This is a genomic window from Arthrobacter sp. LjRoot78 (genome assembly GCF_964254335.1).
In the GTDB taxonomy this organism is placed as follows: Bacteria; Actinomycetota; Actinomycetes; order Actinomycetales; family Micrococcaceae; genus Arthrobacter.
On sequence record NZ_CAXUTG020000001.1, the window covers coordinates 3,107,503 to 3,132,722 of the forward strand.

At 66.6% G+C, this 25,220-nt stretch carries 24 protein-coding genes; 9 read left to right on the forward strand and 15 right to left on the reverse strand.

Translation table 11 applies throughout. The features are described from left to right. Position 1: 1 nt before the first annotated feature. A complete protein-coding gene (locus ACSQ1X_RS14405) occupies positions 2-859 on the reverse strand; it encodes a hypothetical protein (protein ID WP_436058147.1) in 858 nt (285 codons plus the stop codon). 186 nt (positions 860-1,045) lie between these two features. Between ACSQ1X_RS14405 and xseA the strand changes: the two genes are divergently transcribed. Together xseA and ACSQ1X_RS14415 are read left to right on the forward strand one after the other, a co-directional pair. Continuing rightward, the gene (gene xseA / locus ACSQ1X_RS14410) at positions 1,046-2,332 is read left to right on the forward strand and encodes an exodeoxyribonuclease VII large subunit (protein ID WP_436058148.1); all 1,287 of its coding nucleotides are present in this window, start codon (positions 1,046-1,048) and stop codon (positions 2,330-2,332) included. A gap of 65 nt (positions 2,333-2,397) precedes the next feature. Continuing rightward, the gene (locus tag ACSQ1X_RS14415) at positions 2,398-2,628 is read left to right on the forward strand and encodes an exodeoxyribonuclease VII small subunit (protein WP_055796783.1); all 231 of its coding nucleotides are present in this window, start codon (positions 2,398-2,400) and stop codon (positions 2,626-2,628) included. A gap of 6 nt (positions 2,629-2,634) precedes the next feature. Here the strand turns inward: ACSQ1X_RS14415 and ACSQ1X_RS14420 are convergent, their stop codons facing one another. The 7 genes from ACSQ1X_RS14420 to rsgA all read right to left on the reverse strand — a co-directional run bounded on the left by ACSQ1X_RS14420 (position 2,635) and on the right by rsgA (position 9,871). Beyond that, positions 2,635-3,489, reverse strand: a complete 855-nt coding sequence (locus tag ACSQ1X_RS14420) for a polyphosphate kinase 2 family protein (protein ID WP_436058149.1) — start codon at positions 3,487-3,489, stop codon at positions 2,635-2,637. Positions 3,490-3,590: 101 nt separating this feature from the next. Further along, positions 3,591-4,811, reverse strand: a complete 1,221-nt coding sequence (locus ACSQ1X_RS14425; RefSeq protein WP_028269467.1) for a pyridoxal phosphate-dependent aminotransferase — start codon at positions 4,809-4,811, stop codon at positions 3,591-3,593. Between the two features lie 187 nt (positions 4,812-4,998). After that, on the reverse strand, positions 4,999-5,955 hold the full coding sequence (locus ACSQ1X_RS14430; protein WP_055796789.1) for an ABC transporter substrate-binding protein: 957 nt from the start codon (positions 5,953-5,955) through the stop codon (positions 4,999-5,001). Next, a complete protein-coding gene (locus tag ACSQ1X_RS14435) occupies positions 5,952-6,698 on the reverse strand; it encodes an ABC transporter permease (RefSeq protein ID WP_436058150.1) in 747 nt (248 codons plus the stop codon). The genes ACSQ1X_RS14430 and ACSQ1X_RS14435 overlap by 4 nt, the downstream gene beginning before the upstream one ends. After that, on the reverse strand, positions 6,695-7,405 hold the full coding sequence (locus ACSQ1X_RS14440) for an ABC transporter permease (protein WP_436058151.1): 711 nt from the start codon (positions 7,403-7,405) through the stop codon (positions 6,695-6,697). The genes ACSQ1X_RS14435 and ACSQ1X_RS14440 overlap by 4 nt, the downstream gene beginning before the upstream one ends. Next, a complete protein-coding gene (locus ACSQ1X_RS14445; RefSeq protein ID WP_436058152.1) occupies positions 7,405-8,505 on the reverse strand; it encodes an ABC transporter ATP-binding protein in 1,101 nt (366 codons plus the stop codon). The genes ACSQ1X_RS14440 and ACSQ1X_RS14445 overlap by 1 nt, the downstream gene beginning before the upstream one ends. Before the next feature lie 247 nt (positions 8,506-8,752). Next, positions 8,753-9,871 carry a ribosome small subunit-dependent GTPase A gene (gene rsgA, locus ACSQ1X_RS14450; protein WP_436058153.1) on the reverse strand — a complete coding sequence of 373 codons (1,119 nt, stop codon included), beginning with the start codon at positions 9,869-9,871 and terminating at the stop codon, positions 8,753-8,755. Positions 9,872-10,274: 403 nt separating this feature from the next. Here rsgA and ACSQ1X_RS14455 point away from each other — a divergent pair, with 403 nt between their 5' ends. Then, positions 10,275-11,336, forward strand: coding sequence for a pirin family protein (locus ACSQ1X_RS14455; RefSeq protein WP_436058154.1), 1,062 nt, complete (start codon positions 10,275-10,277; stop codon positions 11,334-11,336). Positions 11,337-11,403: 67 nt separating this feature from the next. Here the strand turns inward: ACSQ1X_RS14455 and ACSQ1X_RS14460 are convergent, their stop codons facing one another. Next, positions 11,404-12,402: an N-acetylglucosamine kinase gene (locus ACSQ1X_RS14460; protein WP_436058155.1), complete on the reverse strand. Its 999-nt coding sequence runs from the start codon at positions 12,400-12,402 to the stop codon at positions 11,404-11,406. 36 nt (positions 12,403-12,438) lie between these two features. Between ACSQ1X_RS14460 and ACSQ1X_RS14465 the strand changes: the two genes are divergently transcribed. Continuing rightward, positions 12,439-13,488, forward strand: coding sequence for a nitronate monooxygenase (locus tag ACSQ1X_RS14465; RefSeq protein WP_436058156.1), 1,050 nt, complete (start codon positions 12,439-12,441; stop codon positions 13,486-13,488). Between the two features lie 75 nt (positions 13,489-13,563). Here the strand turns inward: ACSQ1X_RS14465 and ACSQ1X_RS14470 are convergent, their stop codons facing one another. Then, positions 13,564-14,547, reverse strand: coding sequence for a LysR family transcriptional regulator (locus ACSQ1X_RS14470; RefSeq protein WP_436058157.1), 984 nt, complete (start codon positions 14,545-14,547; stop codon positions 13,564-13,566). A gap of 97 nt (positions 14,548-14,644) precedes the next feature. Here ACSQ1X_RS14470 and ACSQ1X_RS14475 point away from each other — a divergent pair, with 97 nt between their 5' ends. Beyond that, positions 14,645-15,934, forward strand: coding sequence for an MFS transporter (locus ACSQ1X_RS14475; protein ID WP_436059342.1), 1,290 nt, complete (start codon positions 14,645-14,647; stop codon positions 15,932-15,934). Here the strand turns inward: ACSQ1X_RS14475 and ACSQ1X_RS14480 are convergent. Further along, positions 15,931-17,094 carry a trans-sulfuration enzyme family protein gene (locus ACSQ1X_RS14480; RefSeq protein WP_436058158.1) on the reverse strand — a complete coding sequence of 388 codons (1,164 nt, stop codon included), beginning with the start codon at positions 17,092-17,094 and terminating at the stop codon, positions 15,931-15,933. The genes ACSQ1X_RS14475 and ACSQ1X_RS14480 overlap by 4 nt on opposite strands. 133 nt (positions 17,095-17,227) lie before the next feature. Between ACSQ1X_RS14480 and ACSQ1X_RS14485 the strand changes: the two genes are divergently transcribed. Next, positions 17,228-17,731 carry an Lrp/AsnC family transcriptional regulator gene (locus ACSQ1X_RS14485; protein ID WP_055796818.1) on the forward strand — a complete coding sequence of 168 codons (504 nt, stop codon included), beginning with the start codon at positions 17,228-17,230 and terminating at the stop codon, positions 17,729-17,731. A 103-nt stretch (positions 17,732-17,834) separates the two neighbouring features. Here the strand turns inward: ACSQ1X_RS14485 and ACSQ1X_RS14490 are convergent, their stop codons facing one another. From ACSQ1X_RS14490 to ACSQ1X_RS14500, 3 genes are all read right to left on the reverse strand, one after another. Beyond that, entirely contained in the window at positions 17,835-18,074 is a 240-nt protein-coding gene (locus tag ACSQ1X_RS14490) for a 2-nitropropane dioxygenase (protein WP_436058159.1), read from the reverse strand. Continuing rightward, a complete protein-coding gene (locus tag ACSQ1X_RS14495) occupies positions 18,071-18,802 on the reverse strand; it encodes an ArsR/SmtB family transcription factor (RefSeq protein WP_436058160.1) in 732 nt (243 codons plus the stop codon). Before ACSQ1X_RS14495 ends, ACSQ1X_RS14490 begins: the two co-directional genes overlap by 4 nt. A 153-nt stretch (positions 18,803-18,955) precedes the next feature. Continuing rightward, positions 18,956-20,197 (reverse strand): MFS transporter, encoded by a 1,242-nt coding sequence (locus ACSQ1X_RS14500; RefSeq protein WP_436058161.1) that lies wholly within the window; start codon positions 20,195-20,197, stop codon positions 18,956-18,958. Positions 20,198-20,375: 178 nt separating this feature from the next. Between ACSQ1X_RS14500 and ACSQ1X_RS14505 the strand changes: the two genes are divergently transcribed. From ACSQ1X_RS14505 to zapE, 3 genes are read left to right on the forward strand one after another with little or no spacing between them, the layout of a single operon-like run. After that, positions 20,376-20,870, forward strand: a complete 495-nt coding sequence (locus tag ACSQ1X_RS14505; protein ID WP_436059343.1) for an Lrp/AsnC family transcriptional regulator — start codon at positions 20,376-20,378, stop codon at positions 20,868-20,870. Positions 20,871-20,885: 15 nt separating this feature from the next. After that, on the forward strand, positions 20,886-21,881 hold the full coding sequence (gene corA / locus ACSQ1X_RS14510) for a magnesium/cobalt transporter CorA (RefSeq protein WP_436058162.1): 996 nt from the start codon (positions 20,886-20,888) through the stop codon (positions 21,879-21,881). Between the two features lie 11 nt (positions 21,882-21,892). Next, positions 21,893-22,363 (forward strand): AFG1/ZapE family ATPase, encoded by a 471-nt coding sequence (gene zapE / locus ACSQ1X_RS14515; protein ID WP_436058163.1) that lies wholly within the window; start codon positions 21,893-21,895, stop codon positions 22,361-22,363. 2 nt (positions 22,364-22,365) lie between these two features. On the opposite strand, the gene ACSQ1X_RS14520 is transcribed toward zapE, so the two are convergent. Next, complete coding sequence (locus ACSQ1X_RS14520) at positions 22,366-25,068, reverse strand: PEP/pyruvate-binding domain-containing protein (RefSeq protein WP_436058164.1); 2,703 nt, start codon at positions 25,066-25,068, stop codon at positions 22,366-22,368. Between the last annotated feature and the right edge of the window lie 152 nt (positions 25,069-25,220).

Consider the following 25,220-nt stretch of genomic DNA (forward strand, 5'->3'; position numbering starts at 1 on the left):
GCTACCGGGAACGCTGGTCGCGTCCGGCGCCGGCAACGACGCGGAGAATGACGCCGGCCACAATGAGGACGGCGCCGGCGATGAGAGCCACCAGGATCCATTGTCCGAACCGCTCCGAGGATGCCGCCACGAATTCACTCTTGAAGATATCCGCCACCTCGTTCCCGCTGGCCGTCCCGCCTACCGCAAGGCCGGCCGCATCAGATCCGAGTTTCCACGCCGCGGCCAGCACCAACGCCCCCGCTCCCGTACCTACCAGCACAATCCAGCGCCGGCGGGCGGCGATGAGGGCCAGCAGTAGGGCAATGGCCGAGCCGGCAGCCAACGCGTAACCCATGGGGGCATAGGCCGCAACCTGGTCAACGAGCTGACGGTGGCTCGGCTGCCCGATGTCGATGCGCGTCTGGTCCGGCGCTTCAATCGGAATGTTGGTGGCCTCCGAAATCTGCTTGGTCAGCAGGCCAACCAAGGGCGCCACATCCAGGGTGAGGGACGTGGACGGGTCAGCTGCTGCCGATCCGGCCCCTGCAGCCGGGAAGTTAAGCCGGTGGCTCTTCCTCAGCGTTTCTTCCCAGGCCGCAGGATAGCCGGGGAGCGTCGTCAGGGATTTGGCGGCGGAGTCCAGGATCGGCTGCACCAGATCGGCGAACGGTTCAGGAATCTGGCCGGCCGGGTCGATGCTCGCAACAGCCGCGGAGGCCAGCCTCTGCTGGAAGACGGTGTCCTTGCCCAACGGTGCGGCGAGCGAGACAAAGCCATCCTCCTGCACAATGTTCCGGTCCACCCAGATGGCAGGGACGGAGACGGCGGCCAGCAGCAGTCCAAGGATGACGGCGGCAGCGGAGACAAAAGTGCGCAAGGGATTCCTCGGTTGTGGTTTGCGGTACTGCCATCCTAGGGGCGTCGGCCGGGAAGCAAAAATGTCGGCGGACAGTGGTAAAGCTATGGATAGAGTTGATTCGGTTTGATGCCATTCCGTTTTGATGCACCGCCACCTGCAAAGGATTCCCAATGCCCAAGGCTCCCTCCCCGTCACGGCCCGCCCATGCCTGACAACATGCCCGCGGCCACCACGGTTCCTGCGACGGCTGCTGAAACGAGTCCGGACAACCCCTGGCCCCTGCAACTGTTGTCCCAGAAGCTCAAGGCCCATATCGACCGGACGCCCTCGGCGTGGGTCGAAGGTCAGGTCATTGAGCTGAACCGCCGTGGCGGCAGTGCTTTCATGACGCTCCGGGATGTCGACGCCGAAATCTCCCTGCCCGCCTCCATCTGGTCGACTGTGCTGGATCGCCAGGAGGTTCCGCTGGAACGCGGGTCCAGGGTGGTGGCGCTCCTGAAGGCCGAGTTCTGGCTCAAGACCGGACGCCTCAACATGTCCGTGAAGGACATCCGCCCGGTGGGGCTGGGCGACTTGCTGGCGCGTATTGAACGGCTCCGCCATGCGCTTTCTCTGGAAGGACTCTTTGCGGATTCCCGGAAGAAACGCCTGCCCATCCTCCCCCACCGGATCGGACTGATCACCGGACGCGATTCCGACGCCAAGAAGGACGTGCTGCGCAATGCCGCCCTCCGGTGGCCCGCGGTCGAATTCGAGGTCCGCGAAGTTGCCGTCCAGGGAAACACTGCTGCTTCCCAGATCATGGCCGCGCTGCGGGAACTCGATGCTGACCCGCACGTTGACGTCATCGTCATCACCCGCGGCGGCGGCGCACTCGAGGACCTCCTCCCCTTCAGCAACGAGGACCTGATCAGGGCGGTGTCCAATGCGTCCACGCCGGTGGTCAGCGCGATCGGCCACGAGGCAGACCGCCCCATCCTCGACGACGTCGCCGATCTGCGGGCCTCGACGCCCACGGACGCCGCCAAGAGAATCGTTCCCGACGTCGTGGAAGAACTCGCCAGGGTCCGGCAGGCACGGGACCAGCTCCGGCGCGGGGTTAACCGGCTCGTGGAGCGGGAATCCGACCGGTTGGCTTCCCTGCATTCACGGCCGGTCCTGGCCGCACCGGAGACCATGGTCAGTGCACGCGCCGAGGACGTGGCGCGGCTCAGCAGCCGCTCCCGTGCAGCCATCAGCACGGCGGTGCTGAGGGCAGCCGACCAGATCGTGCATCTCCGCAACCAGGTCCGCTCGCTCTCGCCGCAACAGACGCTGGACCGGGGCTACGCCGTGGTGCAGGTTGCCGGCACAGACCAGGCAGCGGACGCGCAGCCGGCAGTAGTCCGGCACCCGTCTCAGGCCCCGGAGGGTGCGGACCTATTCGTCCGGGTGGCCGGCGGCAGCTTTTCCGCCCGGTCCACGGGCGGCCACCAGGTATCCGACGGCTGAACCAGCCCACGCCGGACATGTACCGGCCCCCGCCCATCCACTGACAACCAGCAGGGAGCACCACAATGGCAGCAGAACAGAAACCGAACGCGGATATCGAAGCGCTCAGCTACGAGGAAGCCCGCGAGCAACTCGTGGCCGTCGTGGGAAAGCTGGAAGCCGGCGGCGCCAGCCTGGAGGACTCACTCGCCCTGTGGGAGCGCGGCGAAGCCCTGGCCAGGCGCTGCGAGGAGTGGCTGGAAGGGGCCCGAAAGCGGCTGGCCGCAGCCCGCAACCAAGCCGGGCCCGAGTCGTAGGGCCCGTCAGGACCTTTCCACCAGGCTCCGTTCCAGGGCCACGTCGAACTCAGCGGCGGGCCACTGAAGATTGAGGTCCGCCATCGCTTGGAGCAGCAGCTGCTGCACGGCGATGCGGGCGTACCACTTCTTGTTCGCCGGGACTACGTGCCAGGGGGCAACCTCGGTATGCGTCTTGTCGAATGCCGCCTGGTAGGCAGCCATGTAGTCGTCCCAGAAGACGCGCTCCTTGAGGTCGGCGCTGCTGTATTTCCAGTGCTTTGATGGATCGTCAAGCCGTGCAAGCAGGCGGGCCTTCTGTTCGTCCCGGCTGATGTTCAGCATCACCTTGACGATTCGGGTGCCAGAACCGGCAAGCCTGGCTTCAAACTCGTTGATCGCCGTGTAGCGTCGCTCCAGCTCCTCCGGCGAGGCCCAGCCGTGGACGCGGTGGATGAGCACATCCTCGTAGTGCGAGCGGTCGAATACGCCCACCATGCCGGCCGCCGGGACTTCCTTCTCGATCCGCCAGAGGAAGTCGTAGGATTTTTCCTCGTCCGTGGGCGCCTTGAACGCCTTGAGCTGCACCCCTTGGGGGTCCATGGCACCCACCACGTGGGCCACGATGCCGCCCTTACCCGCAGTGTCCATGGCCTGGAGGATCAGCAGGACGCGCTTGGTCCCGCCGAACTTTGCTTCGGCGAACAGCTGCTCCTGGAGGGTCGCAAGTTTGCCGTCGAGTTCTTCTAGGAGTGCCCGGCCGTCGGATTTTCCGCCGGGATAGCCCGGAGTGGAATCAGGGTCCACATCCGCCAGCTTGAACCCGTCACCAGCCGCCAAGGTCCCTGACGGGTGTTCGTCGAACGTTTCGATGTTTGCCATGAGAAGCCTTCCGCCGATGTGCCGCCAGTCCGGAGGGCCGCTTCCTTGCGCCCGTCCGTCCGCAGCCGCCCGCTATCCGCGGGGCGACTGCTGCCATCAGGCTAGTTCCCCTGGTACCGGCTCAGGAAGTCCCCCATGCGGCCGACTGCCTCTTCGATGTCCTTCACGTTGGGCAGCGTGACCATCCGGAAGTGATCCGGCCGTACCCAGTTGAAGGCGCGTCCGTGGGAAACGAGGATCTTCTGCTCCCGGAGCAGGTCCAGGACGAATTTTTCGTCGTCGCGGATATGGAAGACCTCCGGATCCAGTTTCGGGAACAGGTACAGCGCTCCCCTGGCCTGCTGGGTGCTGACGCCGGGGATGGCGTTGAGCATGTCATAAGCTTTGTTCCGCTGTTCCAGCAGCCGCCCGCCGGGCAGGATCAGATCGTTGATGCTCTGGTATCCGCCCAGTGCAGTCTGGATGGCATGCTGGGCAGGCACGTTGGCACACAATCGCATGTTGGCGAGCAGGCTGATGCCTTCGAGGTAGTCGGCGGCATCCTTCTTCGGCCCGGATATCGCCATCCAGCCGGCCCGGTACCCGCAGACACGGTACGCCTTGGACAGCCCACTGAAGGTCAGGCACAGAACGTCGTCGCCGGTAAGGCCTGCCAGGTTCACATGGACGGCGTCCTCGTACAGGATCTTCTCGTAGATCTCATCCGCGAAAAGCACCAGCCCGTGCTTTTCAGCCAGGGCCACGATCTTCTTGAGGGTTTCCTCGGGATACACCGCGCCGGTGGGGTTGTTCGGGTTGATCACCACGATTCCCTTGGTCCGCGGGGTGATCTTGGATTCAAGGTCTTCCAGGTCCGGCTGCCAGCCGGACTCCTCGTCGCAGAGGTAGTGCACCGGCCGTCCGCTGGCCAGTGCCACCGAGGCGGTCCACAGCGGGTAGTCCGGCGTGGGGATCAGAACCTCGTCGCCGTCGTCGAGGAGTGCCATGAGCGACATGGTGATGAGTTCGCTGACGCCGTTGCCGAGGTAGATGTCGTCCACGTGGATGTTCTGGATGCCGCGGGTCTGGTAGTACTGCGACACTGCGGTCCGGGCGGAGAATATGCCGCGGGAGTCACTGTAGCCCTGGGCGTGCGGCAGGTGGCGGATCATGTCCACCAGGATGGCGTCCGGCGCTTCAAACCCAAACGGGGCCGGGTTTCCGATGTTCAGTTTGAGGATGCGGTGACCCTCTGCCTCCATTTGCTGGGCGGCCTGAAGAATCGGTCCACGGATGTCGTAGAGGACATTATGAAGCTTGGTGGACTGCTTGAATTCTGCCATCCATCAAATATGCCATATGGAGGATGTACTTCAGCTGAGACTTGACTCACACAAGCGGAAAGCCGGCGGTGCGGTCCGGCGTCGAGGTGGGCACCGCGTCAAGGAACGACGACGGCGCCTGCCGGACATGTGGAGTCCGGCAGGCGCCGTCGGGCCTGCGCTAATCAGCGGGAGATACTAACCGGTGTTACTTGACCAGGCCTTTGTCCTTGAGCCAAGCCGCGGCTGCATCCTTCGGGTTCTGCTTCTGGGTCCCGCTGACGGCACGGTTGAGGTTGATCAGGTCCTCCGTGGTGAGGATTTTGGACACCGAGTTGAGCGCTTCCTTGGCCTTGTCCGTCATCTTGGCCTTGTTGTACAGCGGCAGTACCTGCTGGGCGATGAAGTTGTTCTTCGGGTCGTCCAGGACCACCAGGTCATTGTCCGCAATGGCCGGGGTGGTGGTGTAGATGTCAGCGACCTGGACCTGGTCCTCCAGCAGTGCCTTGACGGTGATGGGGCCGCCGCCGTCGCTGAACGGTTCCAGCTTCTTGGGTTCGCAGCTGTAGTTCTTCTTCAGCCCGGGCAAGCCGTAGGCGCGCTCGGCGAAGGTGGCCGGAGCTCCCACCACCAGTTCGCTGCAGACCTTGGCGAGGTCTTCGATGGACTTGAGCTGGTACTTTTCCGCCGTCGCCTTGGTCACCACCATGGCGTCCTTGTCCTCGGCCTTGGAAGGCTCCAGGACCGCGAGACCCTCCGGCAGCTTGGCCGGAAGCGCCTTGAAGATGTCTTCCGCCGAGACCTCGGTGGCTTCCTTGTTCACATGCAGCAGGAGGTTGCCGCTGTAATCGGGAATGATGTCCACGGAGCCGTCCTGGACCGCCTTGAAGTACACCTCCCGCGAGCCGATGTTGGGCTTGGTGCTTGCGGTGACGCCGGCTGCGTTCAACGCACCGGCATACACCTCCGCGATGATCTGGCTTTCCGGGAAGTCCGCAGATCCGATCACCAGCGCGGAACCTGAGCCCGAACCGCCCGTGGCGGGCGCGCTTTTCAGCGGATCCGATCCGCCGCCGCACGCGGACAGCGCCAGGGCCAGTCCGACGCCGGCGGCCAGGCCGCCGAATGCGCGGCGACCCAGAATACTAGGGTGGGTTTCCTTCATGATCTACCTCCTTGAACAACAGGCTCCGCGGGCACGGGGTCTGTGAGATCAGCCGGTGCCTGCTGGCTCCGGCGTGGCATGGCAGAGGATTCCCGGGACAGGAACAGCCTCTGGAAAACAGCGAGCAGCAGATCGACGGCAATGGCCAGTGCTGCTATCAGCAACGAGCCGCCGAGCATCTGCGGAAAATCGGAGAGCACCAGGCCGTCGAAGAGGTACCGGCCCAGGCCGCCAAGGTTGATATACGCCACCACTGAAACGGTGGCGATCACCTGGAGCACGCCGGTCCTGAAGCCGCCGAACATCACGGCCAGGGCGTTGGGAAATTCGGCCCGGAACAGCACCTGCAATTCGGTCATGCCCATGGCGCGGGCCGCATCCACGACGTTCCGGTCCACGCTGGCAATTCCGGCGTAGGTGCCTGCGAGTAGCGGAGGTACGGTCAGAATCACGAGCGCCCAGATCGGAGGCATTAGTCCGATGCCGGCCAGGAGGACGAAGAGCGTCAGCAGGCCCAGGGTCGGCAGTGCCCGGAGCGCCCCGGCCAGCGCAACAACCGCCACCCGGCCGCGGCCGGTGTGGCCGACATAGAGTCCGATGGGGACCGCTATCGCCGTGGCAATGAGCATCACGAGACCTGTGTACTGGAGGTGCTCAGCCAGCCGTACGGGAATGCCGGTGCTTCCCGTCCAGTGCAGGGGATCGCCCAGCCACGCAAAAGTGTCGGTGAAGACGTTGCTCATGCGGACGCACCCCCGGTCCGGACGTCCGACAGCCGCTCGGCCGCCGAGGGGAGACCGGCCTTTTCTGTTTTGGCCACAGCCCTGGTCCACGGCGTCAGGAGCCGTTCCAGGAGAACCAGGACGGCATCCATCACCAGCGCAAGCACCAGGATGGCGATGATCCCGACAAGCACCTCGGTAATAAAGCCCCGTTGGAGGCCGGAGGTGAAAAGCATCCCCAGGTTTCCGATGCCGAGGAGGGCGGCCACGCTCACCAGCGAAATGTTGCTGACGGACACAACCCTCAGGCCGGCGAACAGCACCGGAAGGGACAACGGCAGATCAATCTGCAGGAAACGCGCAGCGGGCTTGAACCCCATCGCAACGGCCGCCTGGCGGAGGTCTTCATCCACGGAGTCGAAGGCGTCGAGTGCGGCCCGCACCAGCAGCGCCACTGCGTAAATAGTCAGGGCGACGATCACGTTCAGCGGATCCAGGACCCTTGTCCCCAGGATTGACGGCAGGATGATGAACAAGGCAAGGGACGGGACCGTGTAGAGCAGGGACGTCGCCGTGACCACCACGGAACGCAGGGTCCTGTTTTGCCGGGCAAACTGTGCCAGCGGAATGGAGAGCAGCAACCCGAACACCATGGGCAGGATGGCCAGCGCCAGGTGCTGGCCTGCCAGTTCGAACACCCTCCCGCTGTTGGCCAGGAACCATTCCATCAGAGGGCGCCCTGCCGGACCAGCCGGGCAGATTCAATGACCGCAAGGACTTCATCCGCGCGGAGGACACCTGCAAGTTTGCCGTCGGCGTCAACGGCGACGCCCAGCCCCGACGGCGATGACAGCGCCGCGTCCAGGGCCCGCCGAAGCGTCTCCCCTTTCCGGAACAGCGAGCCGCCGGGGATGAGCGAAGAACCGGAACCGGGACTTGTCCAGCCCATCGGACGGGAATCCGCATCCACCACGAGCGCCCAATCGCTGCCCTCCAGTCCGGCAGTTCCGGACTCAAGGGCGCTGTGACTGACCGTAGGAACGTCATGGAGGATAACGGCGTCGGACGGGCTGAACGCCAGGTGGCGGAACCCCCTGTCCTTGCCCACGAAGGAGGCCACGAAGTCGTTGGCGGGGGCACGGAGTATTTCCTCCGGCGTCGCGTACTGCGCCAGCTTGCCGCCCGTGGCGAAAACAGCGACCTTGTCTCCAAGCACGGTGGCTTCGTCAATGTCATGCGTGACAAAAACGATGGTCTTGGCCAGGTCCCGCTGCAGCCGGAGGAGCTCCTGCTGCAGCTCGTCGCGCACCACAGGATCCACGGCGCTGAACGGTTCGTCCATCAACAGCACCGGAGGATCTGCCGCGAGCGCCCGGGCGACGCCGACCCGCTGCTGCTGGCCGCCGGACAGTTGGGACGGGTACCGTTTTCCCAGCACCGAAGCCAGCCCGACGACGTCGAGCAGTTCCTCTGCGCGCTTGCGGGACTCAGTTTTGGAAACCCCGTTCAGCCGCGGAACCGTTGCGATGTTGTCCAGTACTGAGCGGTGCGGCATCAGCCCGGAGGACTGCATCACGTACCCCATGGACCGCCTCAGTTGCGCGGCGGGCACTGAGGTGACGTCCTTCCCGTCCACGGTGATGGTGCCCGACGTGGGCTCCACCATGCGGTTGATCATCCGCAGCGAGGTGGTCTTCCCGCAGCCGGACGGACCCACAAAAACCGTGATGGAGCCTTTGTCGATGGACATAGTGAGGTTGTCCACGGCCGGCTGCCCGCTCTGGTACTGCTTGGTGACGCTCTGGAATTCGATCATGGCTTCAGCCATTTCCGGGCTTACCTAACTGTTGGCGGCAACATCGGACGGTCAGGCCAAAGATCATAAGGTTGCTGATATTCGGCTGTAAAGCAGGTAATACACAGCGTAACCAGCGGCCCGTTCAAAGTCAGCGGTGCCGCGGCTACCGTAAGCATTCGGTAACCTACGCCTTTTGGATGGGTGGCGGCGCCGGACTGTGATCCCGCCCTCAGTCCTCCCTGCCGCCACCCCTCCGCCACGGGTCATCCGGCGTGCTTCAACTGCGTTTCCGTTTACCCCGCTTTCCGTCCCCGCCAGCGCGGTCGCGGGCCATTTCCTGCCCGTACCGCTCGGCTGCCCGTTGACTCTTGCCCGCCACCACCACCTTCTGGTGCCACTCCCGCTGGTAGGCCCGCCGGGCTGCCGCGTCGTGCCGGCGGTTGAGCGCCGCCAACTCACGCTGGAGCTTGAGGTAACTTTCCCACCGGCGCATCTCAAGGGCTCCGTCGGCGAGTGCTGCCTGAACAGCGCAACCCGGTTCCCGGTCGTGGGCGCAGTCGGCGAAGCGGCAGCGGCCGAACAGCCCTTCGAGGTCGCCGAACATCTCATCCATCCCGTCGTCCGCGTCGAAGAGCCCAAAGCCGCGGACGCCCGGTGTGTCCATCAGCACCGCTCCTCCCGGCAGCGGAACGAGCTCGCGCGCCGTGGTGGTGTGCCTGCCCTTGCCGTCGCCTGACCGTACCGGCCCGACGCCCTGGACATGGTGCCCGGCAAGGGCGTTAATCAGCGTGGACTTTCCGGCACCCGAGGGTCCCAGCAGCACGAGCGTTCCGCCGGCCGGCACGTGTGCGAGCACTTCGTCGAGGCCGTCGCCCTGTTCCGCCGAGGTGGTGACCACAGCAACGCCTGCCGCCTGCAGGATGACTTTTCCGACGACGTCGTCCGCTATGTCGGCGAGATCTGCTTTGGTGATGATCACCAGCGGGGTGGCCCCCGAATCCCACGCCGCCACGAGCGTCCGCTCCAACCGGTTGTGGGTGAGGGGCCGGTCCACGGGGACCACCACTCCCACGACGTCTACGTTGGCACCAAGGACCTGTGCTTCCGATGACGCCTCGAAGGCGCGTTTGCGGCTCAGCGCCGACTCGCGGGGCAGCACACCGATGACCGCGGGCTCCCCTGCTGCGTTGGCACCGAGCCACACCCAGTCACCGGTCGCGGGCACCTCGCCGCGCGCCGGGTAGGGCAGGTGCCACAGCTCCGCTGCCGCTGCGACCAGCACCCTGTTCCGGTCCACGCGGACTACCCGCCCCGGTTCCTCCCCGCCGGGCATGGGATGGGCGTCAAAAAGTGCTGCCGTCCGGGCTGTGAAGCCGTAGTGCACGGGACCGGCCATCGGCGGAGTCGAGTTGGTGGTTGTTGGATTTTGTGTTGTTGAATCTTCTACGGTCAGCGTGTGACCTGGTGTTGTTTTCAATGGAAACCTCTGCTGAGGCCCCGTTGGCACAGACTCCGCTGCTTGATTCAGCCGTTGCGGGTCAGGACGTGCGTTTTGCCGGGGCAGGAATAATGACATTGCTGGCGCACTGGGCGCGCAAGAATATTGCAGTCATCGTCTCCACCTCCCCGTTTCTGCCATGCCAACTGTCGAAGCCAGTCCGAAGCCGGTCCGTCCGCATCGCCGGACGCTTTCGCCGGCGGCGTTTCAAGGGTAAGCCGTCCGGCCAGAGATTGGCTAGGGGTTCCGGCTCCGAAGTCCGGCCTGCCCGTATTCTGCCCTTCAGCCTAGAGTTGATCCTGTGACGAACCTAGAAGTAAGCCCTAAGGAAGAACTGTGCCCGGCAGGACAGCCCGGAGGATCCGCCGGGACCGGGCCGTGCCTGCAGTTGTGGCCGGCCCGGGAAGTCCCGCTCGGCGGGGTCCGGGCCATGAACGTCCTCCGTACCCTTCCGCAGCGAGGCCTCCCCACGGTGGGTGCCTGGTGCTTCCTGGACAGTTTCGGTCCGGACCGTGTCGCCATGTCCGTGCTGCCGCACCCGCACACCGGCCTGCAGACCGTGACGTGGCCGCTCGCAGGCAACATCAGGCACCGTGACAGCGTGGGCAGCGACGTCATCGTGCGTCCGGGCGAGCTCAACATCATGACCGCGGGCCACGGGGTCTCCCACTCCGAGTTCGCTGTGCTGCCTGGCCGTGCGTCCGGCACCGGGTCGAACGACGGCGGGACGGCCGACGCCGGCATGGAACTGCCGCTGCAGCGGGGCCTCCAGTTGTGGGTGGCCCTTCCGGACGGCGAGCGCCACCGGGCCCCGGCATTCGAGCAGCACCGCGACCTCCCGGAAGTGGCCGGAGACGGTTTCACAGCAACAGTGATGGTGGGAAGCTTCGCCGGAGTGGAGTCGCCGGCCACGATGTATTCCCCGATCGTCGGCGCGGACATCTCCTGCGCCGGATCGCTCAGGCTGCCGCTGGACCCGGAGTTCGAGCACGCGGTGCTGGTGCTCGACGGCGGCATCACCCTCGACGGTCAGGATGTGCCGGCGGGCCCGCTAGGTTACCTAGGCACCGGCCGCAGCCTGCTGGAAATCGAGGCGGCCCCGGGCACGCGCTTCATCCTGCTGGGCGGGGAACCGTTCCAGGAGGAGCTGTTGATGTGGTGGAACTTCGTGGGCAGGACCCACGATGAAGTGGCCCAGGCGCGCCAGGACTGGGAGGACCAGGCAGATCTGGCGGACCAGGAATCCGAGGGTTCCCGGTTCGGGCTGGTCCATGGACACGGGCCGGATTCGGGAGCCGAGGCCGGGCGCATTCCTGCTCCCCCGTTGCCGGGCGTCCGGCTCCGGCCGCGCACCCGTTCCTGACCGGTTCTGTTCCCGGCAGGCACCCGTTCCTGACAACGGGCCCGCGCAAGGCACGAAGTCCCGAAGGCTAGCCTTGTTCGGCCACCAGTTGCAGGACTCCGAACACGGGATCCTGCTCCAGGACCCGGACATCGGTCACTCCCTCAGCGGCAAGGCTGCGCTTGAAGGACTCCTGAAGCCTCGCCACGTTCATGCCGAGCCCGCTGCCCAGGATCACCGGTCCCTTGATGCCCAGTTTCCGCAGAGCCTGGGCGGCCAGCCCGGCGAGATCCCGGCCTGCCTGTTCAACAAGCGCCTGACTGGGTGCGTGCCCCGCGTCCGCCGCCTCCACCACGAGGCGGGCCCGCTGCGCCCAGTAGCGGCGGCCCGTATCCGGCGAATGGAAAAGGGCAATGAGCTTGTTGGGGTCATCGATCGCGCAGGACTGCAGGAGTGCCGTGGTGAGTTCGTCGGGTTCCAGGCCCTGATTCATGCGGCGGAGGCTGTGCCGGACCGCCTCACGGCCCAGCCAGTAGCCGCTGCCTTCGTCCCCGAGCAGGTAACCCCAGCCGCCGGCACGGGCTTCCTCGCCGCTGGCATTCTTGCCCCAGGCTGCGGAGCCGGTGCCGGCAATGACGGCAACGCCGGTGCTCGCCCCGCCGGCGGCCAGCAGCAGCCGGGAGTCGTGGACCACCGTGATCTTCGCGCCGGGAACATGGGGAGCGATCAGGGCCGCCAGAGCGGCTGCGTCCTCGTCCGTGTCGATTCCGCCCGCCCCGGCGTAGACCTGCGCAACAGCCCCGCCGCCGATCTTGGCGAACAGCTCTGACAGGTGACGTGCCGCTTCTTCGCGGCTGACATTCTGAACGTTTGAGCTGCCGACGGATTCATCGGCCACGGCCTGTCCGTTTTCGAAGCGGACGCCGCGCGTCTTGGTTCCGCCAATGTCCAGGCCGATCACGGCGCCGGGCACGGCGGCAGTCCCGCCGGCGGGACCCGCTACCGACGGCGCCGCGCCCGGCGCTGCCTGGAGCCCGCCGGTGGAAGGAACAGAATCCGTTGCTGGCAAGTTGTCAGAATTAGTCACGTGAACAGACTACTGAGTCGTTAGAGGGAGCAGGGCATGACGAGCGCCATTTTCGGTACACGGATCATTGCGGCGCCAATGGCCGGGGGCACATCGACGCCCCGGTTCGTGGAGTCCGTGCATCTGGCGGCCGGTGTGGGCTTCCTCGCGGCGGGTTACAAGACCGCGGCGGCGATGGAATCCGACATGCGCGAGGTCCGGTCCGCCGGGGCGTCTTTCGGCATGAACCTCTTCGTCCCCGACCGGTCCCAGCTCGATCCGCCCGCCGGCGTCCGGCGGCAGCTTGAGGACTACCGGCGGAGCCTCGAGACGGACGCCCGGCGCTACGGAGTAGCACTTCCCGGGCTGCGGCTCGACGACGATGATGCCTGGCAGGACAAGATCGACGCCCTGCTGGCGGATCCCGTGGAGTTTGTCAGCTTCACGTTCGGCCTCCCGGAACCGGCCGAAGTTCAGGCGCTCAAGCGTGCAGGGTCAACCCTGCTTGCCACTGTCACCAGCGCGGCCGAAGCACTGCTTGCCGTGGAGCGGGGAGCGGACATCCTGGTGGTCCAGCACGGGAGCGCGGGCGGCCACAGCGGGGCCTTCCTGGCCCCGGCAGGTCCGACGGACTCCCATGGCCCCGCGACCACGGCTGAGCTGCTCACGGCGGTGCGCACCGCCGTCGACGTTCCCCTGGTGGCGGCCGGCGGGATCATGGATTCCGCCGGCGTCGACGCGGTGCTGGCCGCCGGCGCCACCGCGGCCCAGCTGGGCACGGCCTTTCTCCGCAGTGACGAAAGCGGTGCGCGCCAGCTTCACAAGGACGCCCTCGCCAGCCGCGATTTTAGCGGGACACGAATGACCCGTGCGTTCACCGGCAGGCAGGCGCGGGCGCTGGTTAATGCCTTCGTCCGGGACCACGGTGACGCACCGGAGGGGTACCCTGCCATCCACCATCTCACCGCGCCGATCCGAGCGGCGGCGGCAGCAGCGGGCGATCCGGAGAGGCTGAACCTTTGGGCGGGAACCGGATGGCGGCAGGCGGCAGCCAGTCCGGTCCCGGTGATCATGGCCGGCCTGCTCGCGGGATCCTCGCTTTCCTGACCTTCCTGTACTTCGGGATCGTGTCCCAGCGGTGAAGTCAATGTGCGGCCTGCGCATCCACCAAGCCCGTGCCGGTCAGACCTCCGAACGTGCCCGAATGAGTCCTGCCAGCAGTTCCGGGCCCTCGGTCAGGACCAGTTCCCGGAACAGCCTGACCTGGTCCGGCTCGGCCTCCTGGCCGCCTCGCCGTTCGCGCCACGCCAGCCCGATTTCACGGAACGCCAGTCCGGACTCCAATGGAACCTCAACCCAGCCGAGGTTGCCGGTGTGCGGGCTGACCGTCCGGCCCGGAGCCAGCCCGCCGGGCGGAAGGATGCTGACGCCCAGCCCCGCGGACACCAGCCCGCGGACGGTATGGGAATCCTGGCTTTCGAAGGCCATGCGCGGGCGGAACCCGGCTTCGCGGAACAGCGTGTCCGTCAGCGAGCGCATGCCGTAGCCGTGCCCCATCGCCACGAACGGGTCCTGTCTGATATCCGCGAGCCGGGCGCTCTTCCGGCCGGCCAGAGGGTGTTCATGGTGCACCACCAGCCGCAGCGGCTCCCGGTACAGGGCGGCTGAGCCGACGCCCCGGCCCGCCGCGGCGACGGGTGCCGTCAGGGCAAGATCAGCGGTCCCGGCCGCGAGTTCGGCCAGGCAGCCGTCACGTGCCCCCTGGCTGAAGTCGAAGGCGGTCTGCGGGTGGCGTTGGCGGAAGGCATTGATCAGCAACGGCAACGTCGCCTCGCCGAAGGTGTGCTGGAACGCGACGGCGATCCGGCCTCGCACCACCTCGGATTCGTGCCGCACCAGGTCCAGCCCGGTGCGGAACTCGTTGAGGGCCGCGTCGATGTAGGGCAGCAATGCCTTGGCCGCCGGCGTCAGCCGGACTCCCCTGCCGTCGCGGATCAGCAGTTCAGTGCCCACGACTGCGCTGGCGCGGGCGAGGGCCCGGCTGACGGTGGACTGCGGTATGCCGAGCAGTTCCGCTGTTTCAGTGACGTGCTGCGTCCGCCCCAGTTCGGACAGGACCGGAAGCAACGGCAGCAGCTGCGACAGCTGTTTGTGCTCGATGTCCATCGGGGCCTCCCAAAGATTGATCCGTTTTCAGCATCTATTCTATGTAAATCATGCATTGGAAGCATGCCATCAGCCGATTTAGGCTGGCACTATGCACATGCTGTCAACGCAGGACACGTCACAATCCGGGCCGTGGGCGGGCCACCCGAAAGGCTCGGCAGCCTACCGACGGCTGCTGGCGGCCCTGGCGTTCGCCGGGGTGGCAACTTTCGCACAGCTTTATTCCACCCAGGCTGTGCTGCCGATCATGGCCACGGACCTGCGGATCACGGCGGCCGAAGCGGCGCTCACTATCTCGCTGGCCACGGTGGGGCTCGCCATCACGGTCATCCCGTGGTCATTCCTGGCAGATCGGATCGGCCGCGTCCGGGCTATGACCCTGGGCATTTCGGCCGCGACCGTCCTTGGCCTGCTGGCTCCGCTGGCCGCCACCTTTCCCGTCCTCCTGGGCCTCAGATTGCTCGAGGGCATGGCACTGGGCGGGATACCGGCCATCGCGATTGCCTACCTGAACGAGGAGGTCCACAAGGCGCACGCCGCCCTCGCCGCCGGGACCTACGTCGCAGGAACCACGCTGGGCGGGCTGGCGGGACGGCTCGTTGCAGGTCCCGTGGGAGAGCTCTGGGGTTGGCGGGCGGCAGCATTGGCCGTGTCCGGCCTTGCCGCGGCCGCTGCCGTCCTGTTCCTGGTCCTGGTGCCCAAGGCCCGAGGCTTCACGCCCGCACGTGCCAGCGGGTTCCGCGGGGCGGCGAGGACGCTGGGCGGCCATCTGCGCAATCCCCGCCTGCTGGCCCTGTATGTGCAGGCGTTCCTGCTCATGGGCGGGTTCGTAGCGGTCTATAACTACCTCGGGTTCAGGTTGTCCGGCGACCCGTTCGGGCTGCCGGCCACCGTGATCAGCCTGATTTTCGTGGCGTACCTTTCCGGGACGGTGACGTCGCGGCTGGCCGGCGGGCTCACGCTGAAGTTCGGCCGCCGGACCATCCTGCTGGGCGGCATCCTGCTGATGGCCGCTGGTCTGGCGCTGACACTGACGCAGGTGCTGGTGCTGATCCTCGCCGGCCTGCTGGTGTTTACCGGAGGCTTCTTTGCGGCTCACAGCATCGGGGCAGGCTGGACCGGAGGAATCGCCACAACGGGCCGTGCGCAAGCTTCCTCCCTGTACAACCTGGCCTACTACCTTGGCTCCAGTGCCATCGGGTGGGCCGGCGGCCTGGTTTTCCAGTCGTTTGGCTGGACGGCGCTGGCCCTGACCGTCATCGGGCTGGCGTGCACGACGGCGGTGATCACCGCCGTCGTGCACCCAGCGTCCGGCCCCGGAGAGCAGGGCGCCGTACAGAGGGGCCCCGGGCAGCAGGGCCCCGGGGACGGGAAGCAGGCCGGCTAGCGCGTGCCCTCGATCGCCTGCACGAGGTCTTCGACTATGTCCGCGCCGTCCTCCAGCCCCACAGACAACCGGAGCAGGCTGGCATGGGGCTTCGCGTCGGAGGCAACGGGCCGGTGCGTCAGGCCGGCCGGATGCTGGATGAGGGTGTCGATGCCACCTAGCGACACGGCGTGGGTGATCATCCGGACCCCCGCCGGGATCCTCTCTGCGTGTTCGGCACTGCCCAGTTCAAACGCCAGCAGCGAACCTGGGCCCGACATCTGCGTCCCCACCAGGCCCATCGGGTCGCACTCCGGGAGCCCAGGGTAATAGACCGCCTTCACCAGTCCGTGCCCGGCAAGGGCTGCAGCAACCTTGTGTGCGGTTGCCTGCTGCGCCCGGACGCGTACCGGAAGTGTGGCCAGGCCGCGGTGCAGCAGGTAGGCCGGCCAGGGAGTCAGGATGCCGCCGGTCACCGCACGGACCTGGCGCAGCCTGGTGGTCCACTCCGGCGAAGCCGCCACCACCCCGCCCATGGCATCCCCGTGTCCGCCCAGGAACTTGGTGGCGCTGTGGAGCACCAGGGCGGCGCCGTGAGCCAGCGGCTGCTGGAGGACCGGGCTGGCGAAAGTGTTGTCCACCAGAACCGGGACGCCGTCAGCGTCACGGGCTAGCTGCGCAATGTCCACGAGCTCCAGGCTGGGGTTGGCGGGTGTCTCCACAATCACCAGTCCCGTATCCGGACGCAGTGCCGCGCGCACCCCGTCCGCCGTCGTGAACGTCACTTCGGTGCCGAGGAGGCCCGAAGCGAGGATGTGGTCGCTCCCGCCGTACAGGGGCCGGACCGCCACCACGTGCTTGTTTCCGGCAGCCACCGTTGCGAGGAGGACGGCCGACAGGGCCGCCATTCCGGTGGCGAAGGCCACCGCTTCCGGGGCGCCCTCGAGGAGGGCCACACCCTGCTCAAAGCGGGCTACGGTGGGGTTCCACAGGCGCTGGTAGACGGTGCTCTGGCCTTCCCGGTGCATCCCGCCGGTGGCCATTTGTTCGTACGCCTGCCCTCCGTCGTGGACTGAAGGAAGCGGTGCAGTTGTTGACAGGTCGATCGGCACGGCATGCACGCCTTGTTCGGTCAGGCCGCTCCGGCCTGCATGGACAGCCAGTGAATCGGGAGAAAGCACGGGACTCCTTTTGAATTATTCGCCATTGAATCCGGCAAGTATCTGGCAATAATTCGGAGTTTCACAGGCCAAACGAATGGAACTGTCGGAAACCGGAGTTTATGATGAACTCATAACACTTTGAGGAGGCGCTGTGAGTACCGGTGCGAAGAATATTCGGCTCGGGGCCGGAACCGAGCCGCTGGACGCCATCGACGAGCGGCTGCTGGCGGCCCTCGTGGACGACGCCCGGATCTCAAACAAGCAGCTGGCCGAGCTCGTGGGCATTGCCCCGTCCACGGCGCTCATGCGCACCCGAGCGCTGTCCGAACGCGGCATCATCCAGGGATTCGAAGCGAAACTGAGCCTGTCCGCCATCGGCAGGTCCGTCCAGGCCCTCATCGCTGTGCGGCTCCGCGCCCACGACCGCGAACAAATCGACCGGTTCACGTCAAGGGTGCCCCGGCTTCCGGCCGTGCTGTCCACCTTCCACACCTCGGGTTCGGTGGACTACCTGCTGCACATTGCTGTGGCGACCACTGAAGACCTGCGCGACTGGGTCCTGGACAACCTCGCAACCGATCCCGTGGTGGGCCACACCGAGACCACGCTGGTGTTCGAGCACATCCCGGGCAACCACGGGCCGCTGCCCGACTGAGCCGGCCCAGGTCCCCGGCGCCTGTCTCCGAGCGCCTGTTTTGGGGCCCCAGGTTCCCGGCGCCCGTCTCCGAGCGCCTGTTTTGCCGGCGCCGGCCCTGGCCTCAGTGCCAGATGTAGAGCCCGGAATGCGCGGCGCCCATGATGTCACTTCGCAGGACATCCAGCTGCTCCCGGCGGAGCGCTGCCTCGCGCTCATGGACTGCCCAGTCAGAGAGAATAACCCGCCGGCGTTCGGCCCAGCGGACCAGTGCGGCGCCCAACGCGGCCGCAGCCGACTCGACGACGGTGGGCCGGCGGTATGGGCCGCAGGCAGTTGTACCGGTGGCGGACAATGCGCTCATGGCACGTTCCTTTCAGGACTTGCTGGTTGTTGATTCCGTGAACTACGGCCGCGGCTGCCGGCCGATGCGGGAACGCCGAGGATGGGGAAGGCATTGAGATGAATTTGGACCGGGCGGGCGCCTTCCTGCTCGCCCTCGTTCCTGATGTCCTCCAGCAGGCGGTGGCCGAAGGCTTCCAGGGCGCCGGTGTACCTCGCCAGCTGGTCCGCCGTGAGCCTCGCATTTGCCGTGCTGATCAGGGCGGCGTGAAGCCATTCGGCGTGAAGGCTTTCGCTGCCGTGTGCCATGAAGTCCGCGAGGACGGCCTGCCTGCTGTGTTCAAACTCGCGGGTGACCAGCCGGGAGGCTTCCTCGGTCGCCGGTGACGTCGCCAACTCCGGCGACGTGATCTGGATGGCTCCGCGGGGGCGCTCCCACCAGCGCTCCCGTGCCGTGCCTTTGCCTTCCACTTCACGGACGAAGTCGTGCTTCGCCAGCTGGCGCAGGTGGTAGCTCGTGGACCCGCTGGACTCGTTGAGCAGTTCACCCAGGCTGCAGGCCGTCTGGGCACCGTAGCGGGAGAGCATCTCGAGTATCTGCACGCGCAATGGGTGCGCGAGTGCTTTCAGCGATGCGGTGTCGACGCGGCGAACCGGGAACGGCAGCTCCTGCCCGGCCGGCAGGTCCGGATCCGTTGCGCCTTCAGCGGTGGTGGCTGCAGCTGATGCCGCATCGGGTGAACTCTTCATACCTCAAAACTACGCTTGCAAAGAAAGCTTTGCAAGGGTTTCTTTGCAACGAATCCTTTGCAAGCGTTCCTTTGCAACTATGCCATGCAGCGTCTGCCTGGCCGCGGACGCGTGGCACGGGGCCATTCAGGCCGGCGGGCGGACTGCTGCTGCTCAGGCCGGCTGGCGGACTGCAGCAGCCAGTGTCACGGCAGAGAGGGCGAAGGCCAGGACCGCGCAGAGCACCACGAAGCCGGCCACTGCCGCCTGCAGCCCGTAGGCCGCCGTCGCAAGTCCCAGCCCGATCACCGGGAGGGCGCTGCCGAGGTAGGTGATCACGTAAACGGTGCTGATGATCTGCGCATGGCGGGAGGCCTCCACTTTTCCGGCCACATCATTGAACACGGTCCGGAAGGCCACCCCCTGGCCAACACCCGCGGCGAGGCTCGCAGCAATGAGCAGCCACGGGCTGCTCCACGCGGCGGCAGCGGCAATCAGGAGCACCGACACCGCAAGGACCGCAAGGCCGGCAGGCACCACGTACTTCCCGCGCACGGCCAGGAGCTGGCTCACGGCCGAGGCACCAAGCGTCAACCCGGCAAGCACTCCAATGAGGGGACGCGAATCGGCGCCCACAATCTGGGCAAAGTAGCCCGGAGCCAGCGAAAGGCAAAAGCCGAAAACACTAAAGCTGAGGAAGCCGACGGCGGAGGCCAGCCAGAAGGCCCCCCGGGCTTCGCGCGAAACGGAAGGCCGCCGGGGTGCCAGGACCCTGAGTGGCTGCGGACCAGCAACGGACTTGATCGCCGGACGCGCCTTGAGGAGATAGAGGGGCACCAACATGGCGATGAGGACGAAGGAGTGAAGGTAGTACGGCGTGGACGTCGGTCCCGGCAGCAGCGACAGAATTCCGCCAATGGCCGGTCCGGCGGCAACTCCCCCGGCGGAGGCCAGCAGGGTGAACCGGGAGGCCCAGTCGGGGCGGGATGGCAGCAGTTCGCGCAGCGCCGCGGAACTCGCACCCGTGGCAAGGGCCACGGCGACGCCTTGGAGGGCACGTCCGGCGGACAGCGCGACAAGGCTGTCCGCGTTGGCAAACACCACTCCGCCGGCCAGCCCGATGATCACCGCGAGGAGCAGCGCTGCCCGGCGGCCGATGTGATCGGACCAGTGCCCGGCCAGCATAAGGGTGGACACCAGCGCCAGGACATACGCCGCAAAAGCCACGGTAATTCCAAAGGACCCAAGACCCAGGTTCGCCTGGATCAGCGGGTACAGCGGGGTCGCAAGGTTCGCGCCAACGAGGAGCGTAAAAATCACGACGCCGGCCATCACCAGCCTCGCTGTGGTGGAAGCGTCCCATGCCCGGCTTCCGGCTGTGGCCGGACGCATGCGGAGTTCGCTGAAGACAGTCATGTGCGTGCCCTTGCCTGCAGTGCCGGCGCCGGTCTGCTCCTTGTGGGAACGGCCGCGCGCCGGGCCAAAGAATTGATATCTACAGAATGGGGCACGCATGACCCAGGCAACCAACATTCGTGCCAAGATTGATCAAAATAGTCAATGATGCCTTGTAAACGTGAACCGGAGTGACCATTTGAACAGCCTGGACAACACGGACCTGAAAATCCTGCTGGAACTGATCCGTGATCCCCGGGTCCAGATCGGCGAACTCAGCGAATCCCTGGGCATCGCCCGCAACACGGCGCAGTCGCGGGTCCGCCGGATGCTCCGTTCCGGCCTTCTACACGACGGCGGACGGGAAATTGACCTCGAGGCGGTGGGGTACGACGTCGTCGCCTTCGTGACGATCGAAGTCAGCCACCGGGAACTCGACGGTGTCGTGGGCGCTTTGCGCCTCCTGCCGCAAGTCCTGGAAGTCCACGAGATCTCGGGGCGCGGCGACGTCTGGTGCCGCGTGGTGGCGACAGATACCCACAACCTGCAAACGGCCCTGCGCTCCATCCTCAGGATCAAGGGCGTCATCCGTACGGAAACCGTCCTCGCCCTGCACACCCACATCCCCTACCGGACGGAGCCGCTCATCAGCCGGCTCGCCCAGGGCGGGGCGGAGGCCTCCACACGCAAGTGACTGGGATAATGGCTCGTGACCATCATCGACAACGCTGTGTACGTCAACGGCCGCCGCACCGCAGAGCCGCATAACCTTGAGCAGACCTTTGAGACCCTTGCGGATCACGGCGGCATGGCCTGGATCGGACTCTACCGGCCCACCGAGGCCGAGATGTCCTCCGTGGCACGGGAATTTGGACTCCACCTGCTCGCGGTGGAGGATGCCATCTCGGCCCACCAGCGGCCCAAGCTGGAGCGCTACGACGACGTCCTCTTCACCGTGCTCCGCCCGGCGCGGTACCTCGACGACACCGAAACGGTGGAATTCGGCGAACTCCACGTCTTCACGGGCAAGAACTTCGTGGTCACGGTCCGGCACGCCGAAACGGCCGGAGTGGCTCAGGTACGGCGGCGGCTGGAAGACCGGCCGGATTTGCTGCGGCACGGTCCGGAAGCCGTGCTCTACGCCCTGATGGACCAGGTGGTGGACGACTACGTCCCCGTCGTAGCAGGACTCGAAAACGACATCGACGAAATCGAGGACCAGCTCTTCAGCGGGGACTCCGCCGTCTCCCGCCGCATCTATGAACTCGCCCGGGAAGTCATCCAGTTCCAGCGGGCCATCCATCCGCTCCCGGAAATGATGCAGCTGCTGAAGCGCGGGTTCGACAAATACGACGTGGACACGGACCTGCAGCACCATCTCCGCGACGTTGAAGACCACGTGGAACGGCTCATTTCCCGCGCAGATTCCTTCCGTGACATCCTCCAGAACGCCCTGACCCTGGATGGAACCCTGACCGCCAACAGGCAGAACGAGGCGAGCGCCGAGCAGAACGAACAGGTCAAGAAAATTTCCTCCTGGGCCGCCATCTTCTTCGCCCCGTCCTTCGTGGCAGGGGTTTACGGAATGAATTTCGACCACATGCCAGAACTGCACTGGGCCTTCGGCTACCCCCTGGCGATCGTCATGATGGCGGCAACCGCAGGGCTCATGTACACCATTTTCAAACGGAAGGGCTGGCTCTAGGAGCCGCGGGTATGTCCGATCCAGCAGTTGGAAGCGAGCCGCGGGTGCGCCCCGGCCGCGTCCTCGTTCCGGGCACCGCCAAGCAGTTGGGCGCCGTCGGGCTGTTTGTCCCCGCCCCTGGCCAGCAGCGGACCCTGGAGGTTTCCGGGCACCCGCTGGCCGTAAAAAGCGCTGAGGGTGGCCTGCTGTGGATCGGCTTCCGGCACCTTACCGGCACGCCGGTTGCCGCCGGGGATTTCGCCGCCCTGGCCGCCCGCTACCCGGAATGGGTAATTGACGGCGTCCCGGCGCCGCCCGCCCCCGCCGGGTCGCCGGAGTGGCAGCAGTTCCTGGACGTGGTGGAATTGCTGTTCGACGCGGACGTCACGCTGTTCCTCATCGGTGCGGCGCTGCCGCCGTTCAGCGCCGGGAGCCCCTTGTCCCGGCTCCTCCGCGCCGAGTCGGACGAACAGATGGCGGAAGAATTTACGTCCGGCAGCTAAGGCTAATCCCGCACGGGCTGAACGATGGTCACGGTGCCGGCGCCGCCGTCGACCTCTATCTGCTGTCCGCTGGCGATCCGGCGGGTCGCCACCCCGGTGCCCAGCACTGCCGGGATGCCATACTCCCTGGCCACAATGGAGCCGTGGCTCAGCGGCCCGCCAACGTCCGTGACCACGGCGGAAGCCATGGCAAACAGCGGGGTCCAGGCGGGAGTGGTGATGCGGGCCACCAGAACCTCCCCCGGCTGCATCCGGGAGAAGTCTTCGGGACCGGCCAGCACGCGGGCTGGAGCGCTGACCCGCCCTTGGCTGGCACCCACGCCTCTGATGGTGTTCCCTTCCTGGTCCTGGGACCCTTCCGGCATCATCCCGGCGAGGGACTTCTGGAGCCACCGGATCTCGGGCAGCATCTGCGGCGCTGACGCATTGCGTTGACCCCGCCACCGCATTTTGCGGTCCGCGACTGCCTCCGCGAGGACCGGCCGGTCGGCACCGGTGATTGCCGCCGGGCTGCTGGCAGCGGCAAGGCCGAATTCGACGGCGCTGCTGAGTTCCCCGTGCCGAAGCCAGAACACATCGCCTGGGTCGGCGATGAGTCCGGCGGCTGCCAGCCGCTGCCCCAGTTCCCGCAGCATGCGCCGCATCAGGGGCCAACCGAGTCCGACGTCGGCGAGCGCGTCCTCGCGGATCGGCGCCGCCCCCTGCGCCCACCGGAGCAAACGCACAAAGACGGACCTGCGGGCCGGGTGCAGCCGGGAAAGTATTGTTTCGGTGCTGTCCTCCCGCCGGCCGGCAGCGAGCGCCTGCCGGCGGTGGGGGTCGTTGCCCTGCCCGCGCAGGTAGAACTTCAGTGTGTCCAGCAGGGGGGACGGGTCGTCCGCCGGCACGGGATTGAGGAAGTCGAGGTTGTAAACCGTGTGTCCGAAGTGGTCCAGGTGGAGCTGGAACCGGTGTTCCCACTGCCCCCACAGCCCCGGATCCATCTCCACCGGAGGCGTGCCCGAAACCTGCGCCCGGGCGAGGGATTTGGTCGGCGTCCCCAGGATGGCCGCTGCGAGCCCCGGGACTGTGCGCGCCCAGGCGGCCAGGTCGAAGAGTGCTTTTTCCGCCCGGATGGGTTCGCTGTCGTAGCCGAGCAGGAACGCCGGCGCCGGCGGATCGCCGTCCTGCCGGACAAACTTGTCGTAGAACTTCTGGAAGGCCAGTTCGCTCGACGTCGCGATCGGAATGATGGACTGGACTGCTGTGTAGTACACGGTTCCGGCATCCAGGAGGGCCGACACCCCCTCGAGGAGCTCCTGCCCGGTGAGGTCGGCGACGGGCTTTGCCGACCAGGACTCCACCACACGCACGTAGCGCGGGTGCGAATAGTCACGCCAGCCTTGGATGCCCATGTGGGCTTCGCCCCGGATGAGGGCGCGGACAAGGGCCGGCGTCTTTCCCATCAGCCGCCATAAAGCCGCCGTGCGGTAGTAGTAATAGGCGTAGCCGTTGATGGCGGGAAGGCCCAGATCGCCTGTGCGGAGGCTGCTTTTGCCGAACGCTTCATCCATCAGGGCGTTCAGGGACCGCGAGACCGAGCCGTCGATCAGGTCCGCAAACAGGGGCGAGAGCGGATCGGGCAGCTGCTCCACGATGCTGGCCCGGAAGTACAGCCCCTTGGGGTAGGGCACGCTCCAGTCCCGCGGCGTTTCCCCGGCGGGCTCGGGCAGCGCAGTGATGGGCCGGGACTGCAGGATGAAGAATTCGCCGCGCACCCGGGCCCACTCGATGTCCTGCGGGGAAGCGAAGTGCCGGGCGATGCGGGCCCCGTAGCCCGCCAGGGTGGCCGCCGCGGCATCGTCCAGCACCGGTTGATGCCTGCGGGAAGCCGGTACGGGCTCCTCCCGCGTGCCCCGGCCGGCGTAGACCGTCATGACCTCCTTGTCGGCTGTCCGCCGGGAAACCACCGTCCCTGTCGCGGCGTCGACGACGATGTCATCGGTGGAAACGGCTCCGCTCACCACGGATTCGCCCAGCCCCCAGGCGGCACCGATCACGATCTGGTCGCGGCGTCCGGTGGCGGGGTTGGCGGTGAACATGACGCCCGCGGCGTCCGCGTCCACCATTTGCTGGACCACGACTGCCAACCGGACCTGGTCCGGCCGGATGCCCTCCCGGGAACGGTAGGCCATCGCGCGGGAGGTCCAGAGGGAAGACCAGCAGTGGATGACCGCCTCCATGAGGGCGTCGGCGCCCCGCACGTTGAGATACGTGTCCTGCTGGCCCGCGAAACTGGCCGAGGCGAGGTCTTCGGCCGTGGCGGAAGACCGAACCGCTACCGCAGGTTCCGCACCTTCGCCAAGGGCTGGGCGGGAGTCCGTGCCGGGGCTCAGCTCCGTGCCGGGCCTCAGCTGGTGATAAGCGTCGCGGAGGGCGGCTGCTATCGCGTCCGGCATCCTTCCACCGGCGAACAGCCCTCGGATCTGCGCCGAAGCGTCCTCGTAGTCCTTTGCGCTCGCGGAGGGCGGCAAGGCGGCGTGCTCCTGGATGCGTTCGGCCAGCTCGTTGCTCCGGACGAACAGCTCGTAGGCGGCCGTGTTGAGCAGGAATCCCGGCGGTACGGGAAGGCCCGCCCGAACCAGCTCGCCGAGTCCGGCGCCCTTGCCGCCCGCCGTCGCGACGTCGTTCCTGCCGACCTCCCTGAAATCATCGACGTAGCCCATGACCGCGGCGCCTCCTGTCCGGCGGGGGCCATGCAGCCCCTGGTTCACAACATACTGGCACGTGGAGTGGCGTCAGGCCATGGTTTAACGCCTCCGGGTGGGGAGCTGACCCGAGGCCCTTCCGCTGCCTGGCCCTGGTCCCTACTGTGGGT

Coding starts and splice junctions, on each gene's coding strand:
- ACSQ1X_RS14465 (WP_436058156.1), top strand. CDS start 12,439: ATGACGAGCGCCATTTTCGGTACACGGATCATTGCGGCGCCAATGGCC.
- ACSQ1X_RS14440 (WP_436058151.1), bottom strand. CDS start 7,405: ATGGAATGGTTCCTGGCCAACAGCGGGAGGGTGTTCGAACTGGCAGGC.
- ACSQ1X_RS14520 (WP_436058164.1), bottom strand. CDS start 25,068: ATGGGCTACGTCGATGATTTCAGGGAGGTCGGCAGGAACGACGTCGCG.
- ACSQ1X_RS14415 (WP_055796783.1), top strand. CDS start 2,398: ATGGCAGCAGAACAGAAACCGAACGCGGATATCGAAGCGCTCAGCTAC.
- zapE (WP_436058163.1), top strand. CDS start 21,893: ATGTCCGATCCAGCAGTTGGAAGCGAGCCGCGGGTGCGCCCCGGCCGC.
- ACSQ1X_RS14500 (WP_436058161.1), bottom strand. CDS start 20,197: ATGACTGTCTTCAGCGAACTCCGCATGCGTCCGGCCACAGCCGGAAGC.
- ACSQ1X_RS14445 (WP_436058152.1), bottom strand. CDS start 8,505: ATGGCTGAAGCCATGATCGAATTCCAGAGCGTCACCAAGCAGTACCAG.
- ACSQ1X_RS14490 (WP_436058159.1), bottom strand. CDS start 18,074: ATGAGCGCATTGTCCGCCACCGGTACAACTGCCTGCGGCCCATACCGC.
- rsgA (WP_436058153.1), bottom strand. CDS start 9,871: ATGGCCGGTCCCGTGCACTACGGCTTCACAGCCCGGACGGCAGCACTT.
- ACSQ1X_RS14420 (WP_436058149.1), bottom strand. CDS start 3,489: ATGGCAAACATCGAAACGTTCGACGAACACCCGTCAGGGACCTTGGCG.
- ACSQ1X_RS14495 (WP_436058160.1), bottom strand. CDS start 18,802: ATGAAGAGTTCACCCGATGCGGCATCAGCTGCAGCCACCACCGCTGAA.
- ACSQ1X_RS14430 (WP_055796789.1), bottom strand. CDS start 5,955: ATGAAGGAAACCCACCCTAGTATTCTGGGTCGCCGCGCATTCGGCGGC.
- ACSQ1X_RS14425 (WP_028269467.1), bottom strand. CDS start 4,811: ATGGCAGAATTCAAGCAGTCCACCAAGCTTCATAATGTCCTCTACGAC.
- xseA (WP_436058148.1), top strand. CDS start 1,046: ATGCCTGACAACATGCCCGCGGCCACCACGGTTCCTGCGACGGCTGCT.
- ACSQ1X_RS14470 (WP_436058157.1), bottom strand. CDS start 14,547: ATGGACATCGAGCACAAACAGCTGTCGCAGCTGCTGCCGTTGCTTCCG.
- ACSQ1X_RS14475 (WP_436059342.1), top strand. CDS start 14,645: ATGCTGTCAACGCAGGACACGTCACAATCCGGGCCGTGGGCGGGCCAC.
- ACSQ1X_RS14435 (WP_436058150.1), bottom strand. CDS start 6,698: ATGAGCAACGTCTTCACCGACACTTTTGCGTGGCTGGGCGATCCCCTG.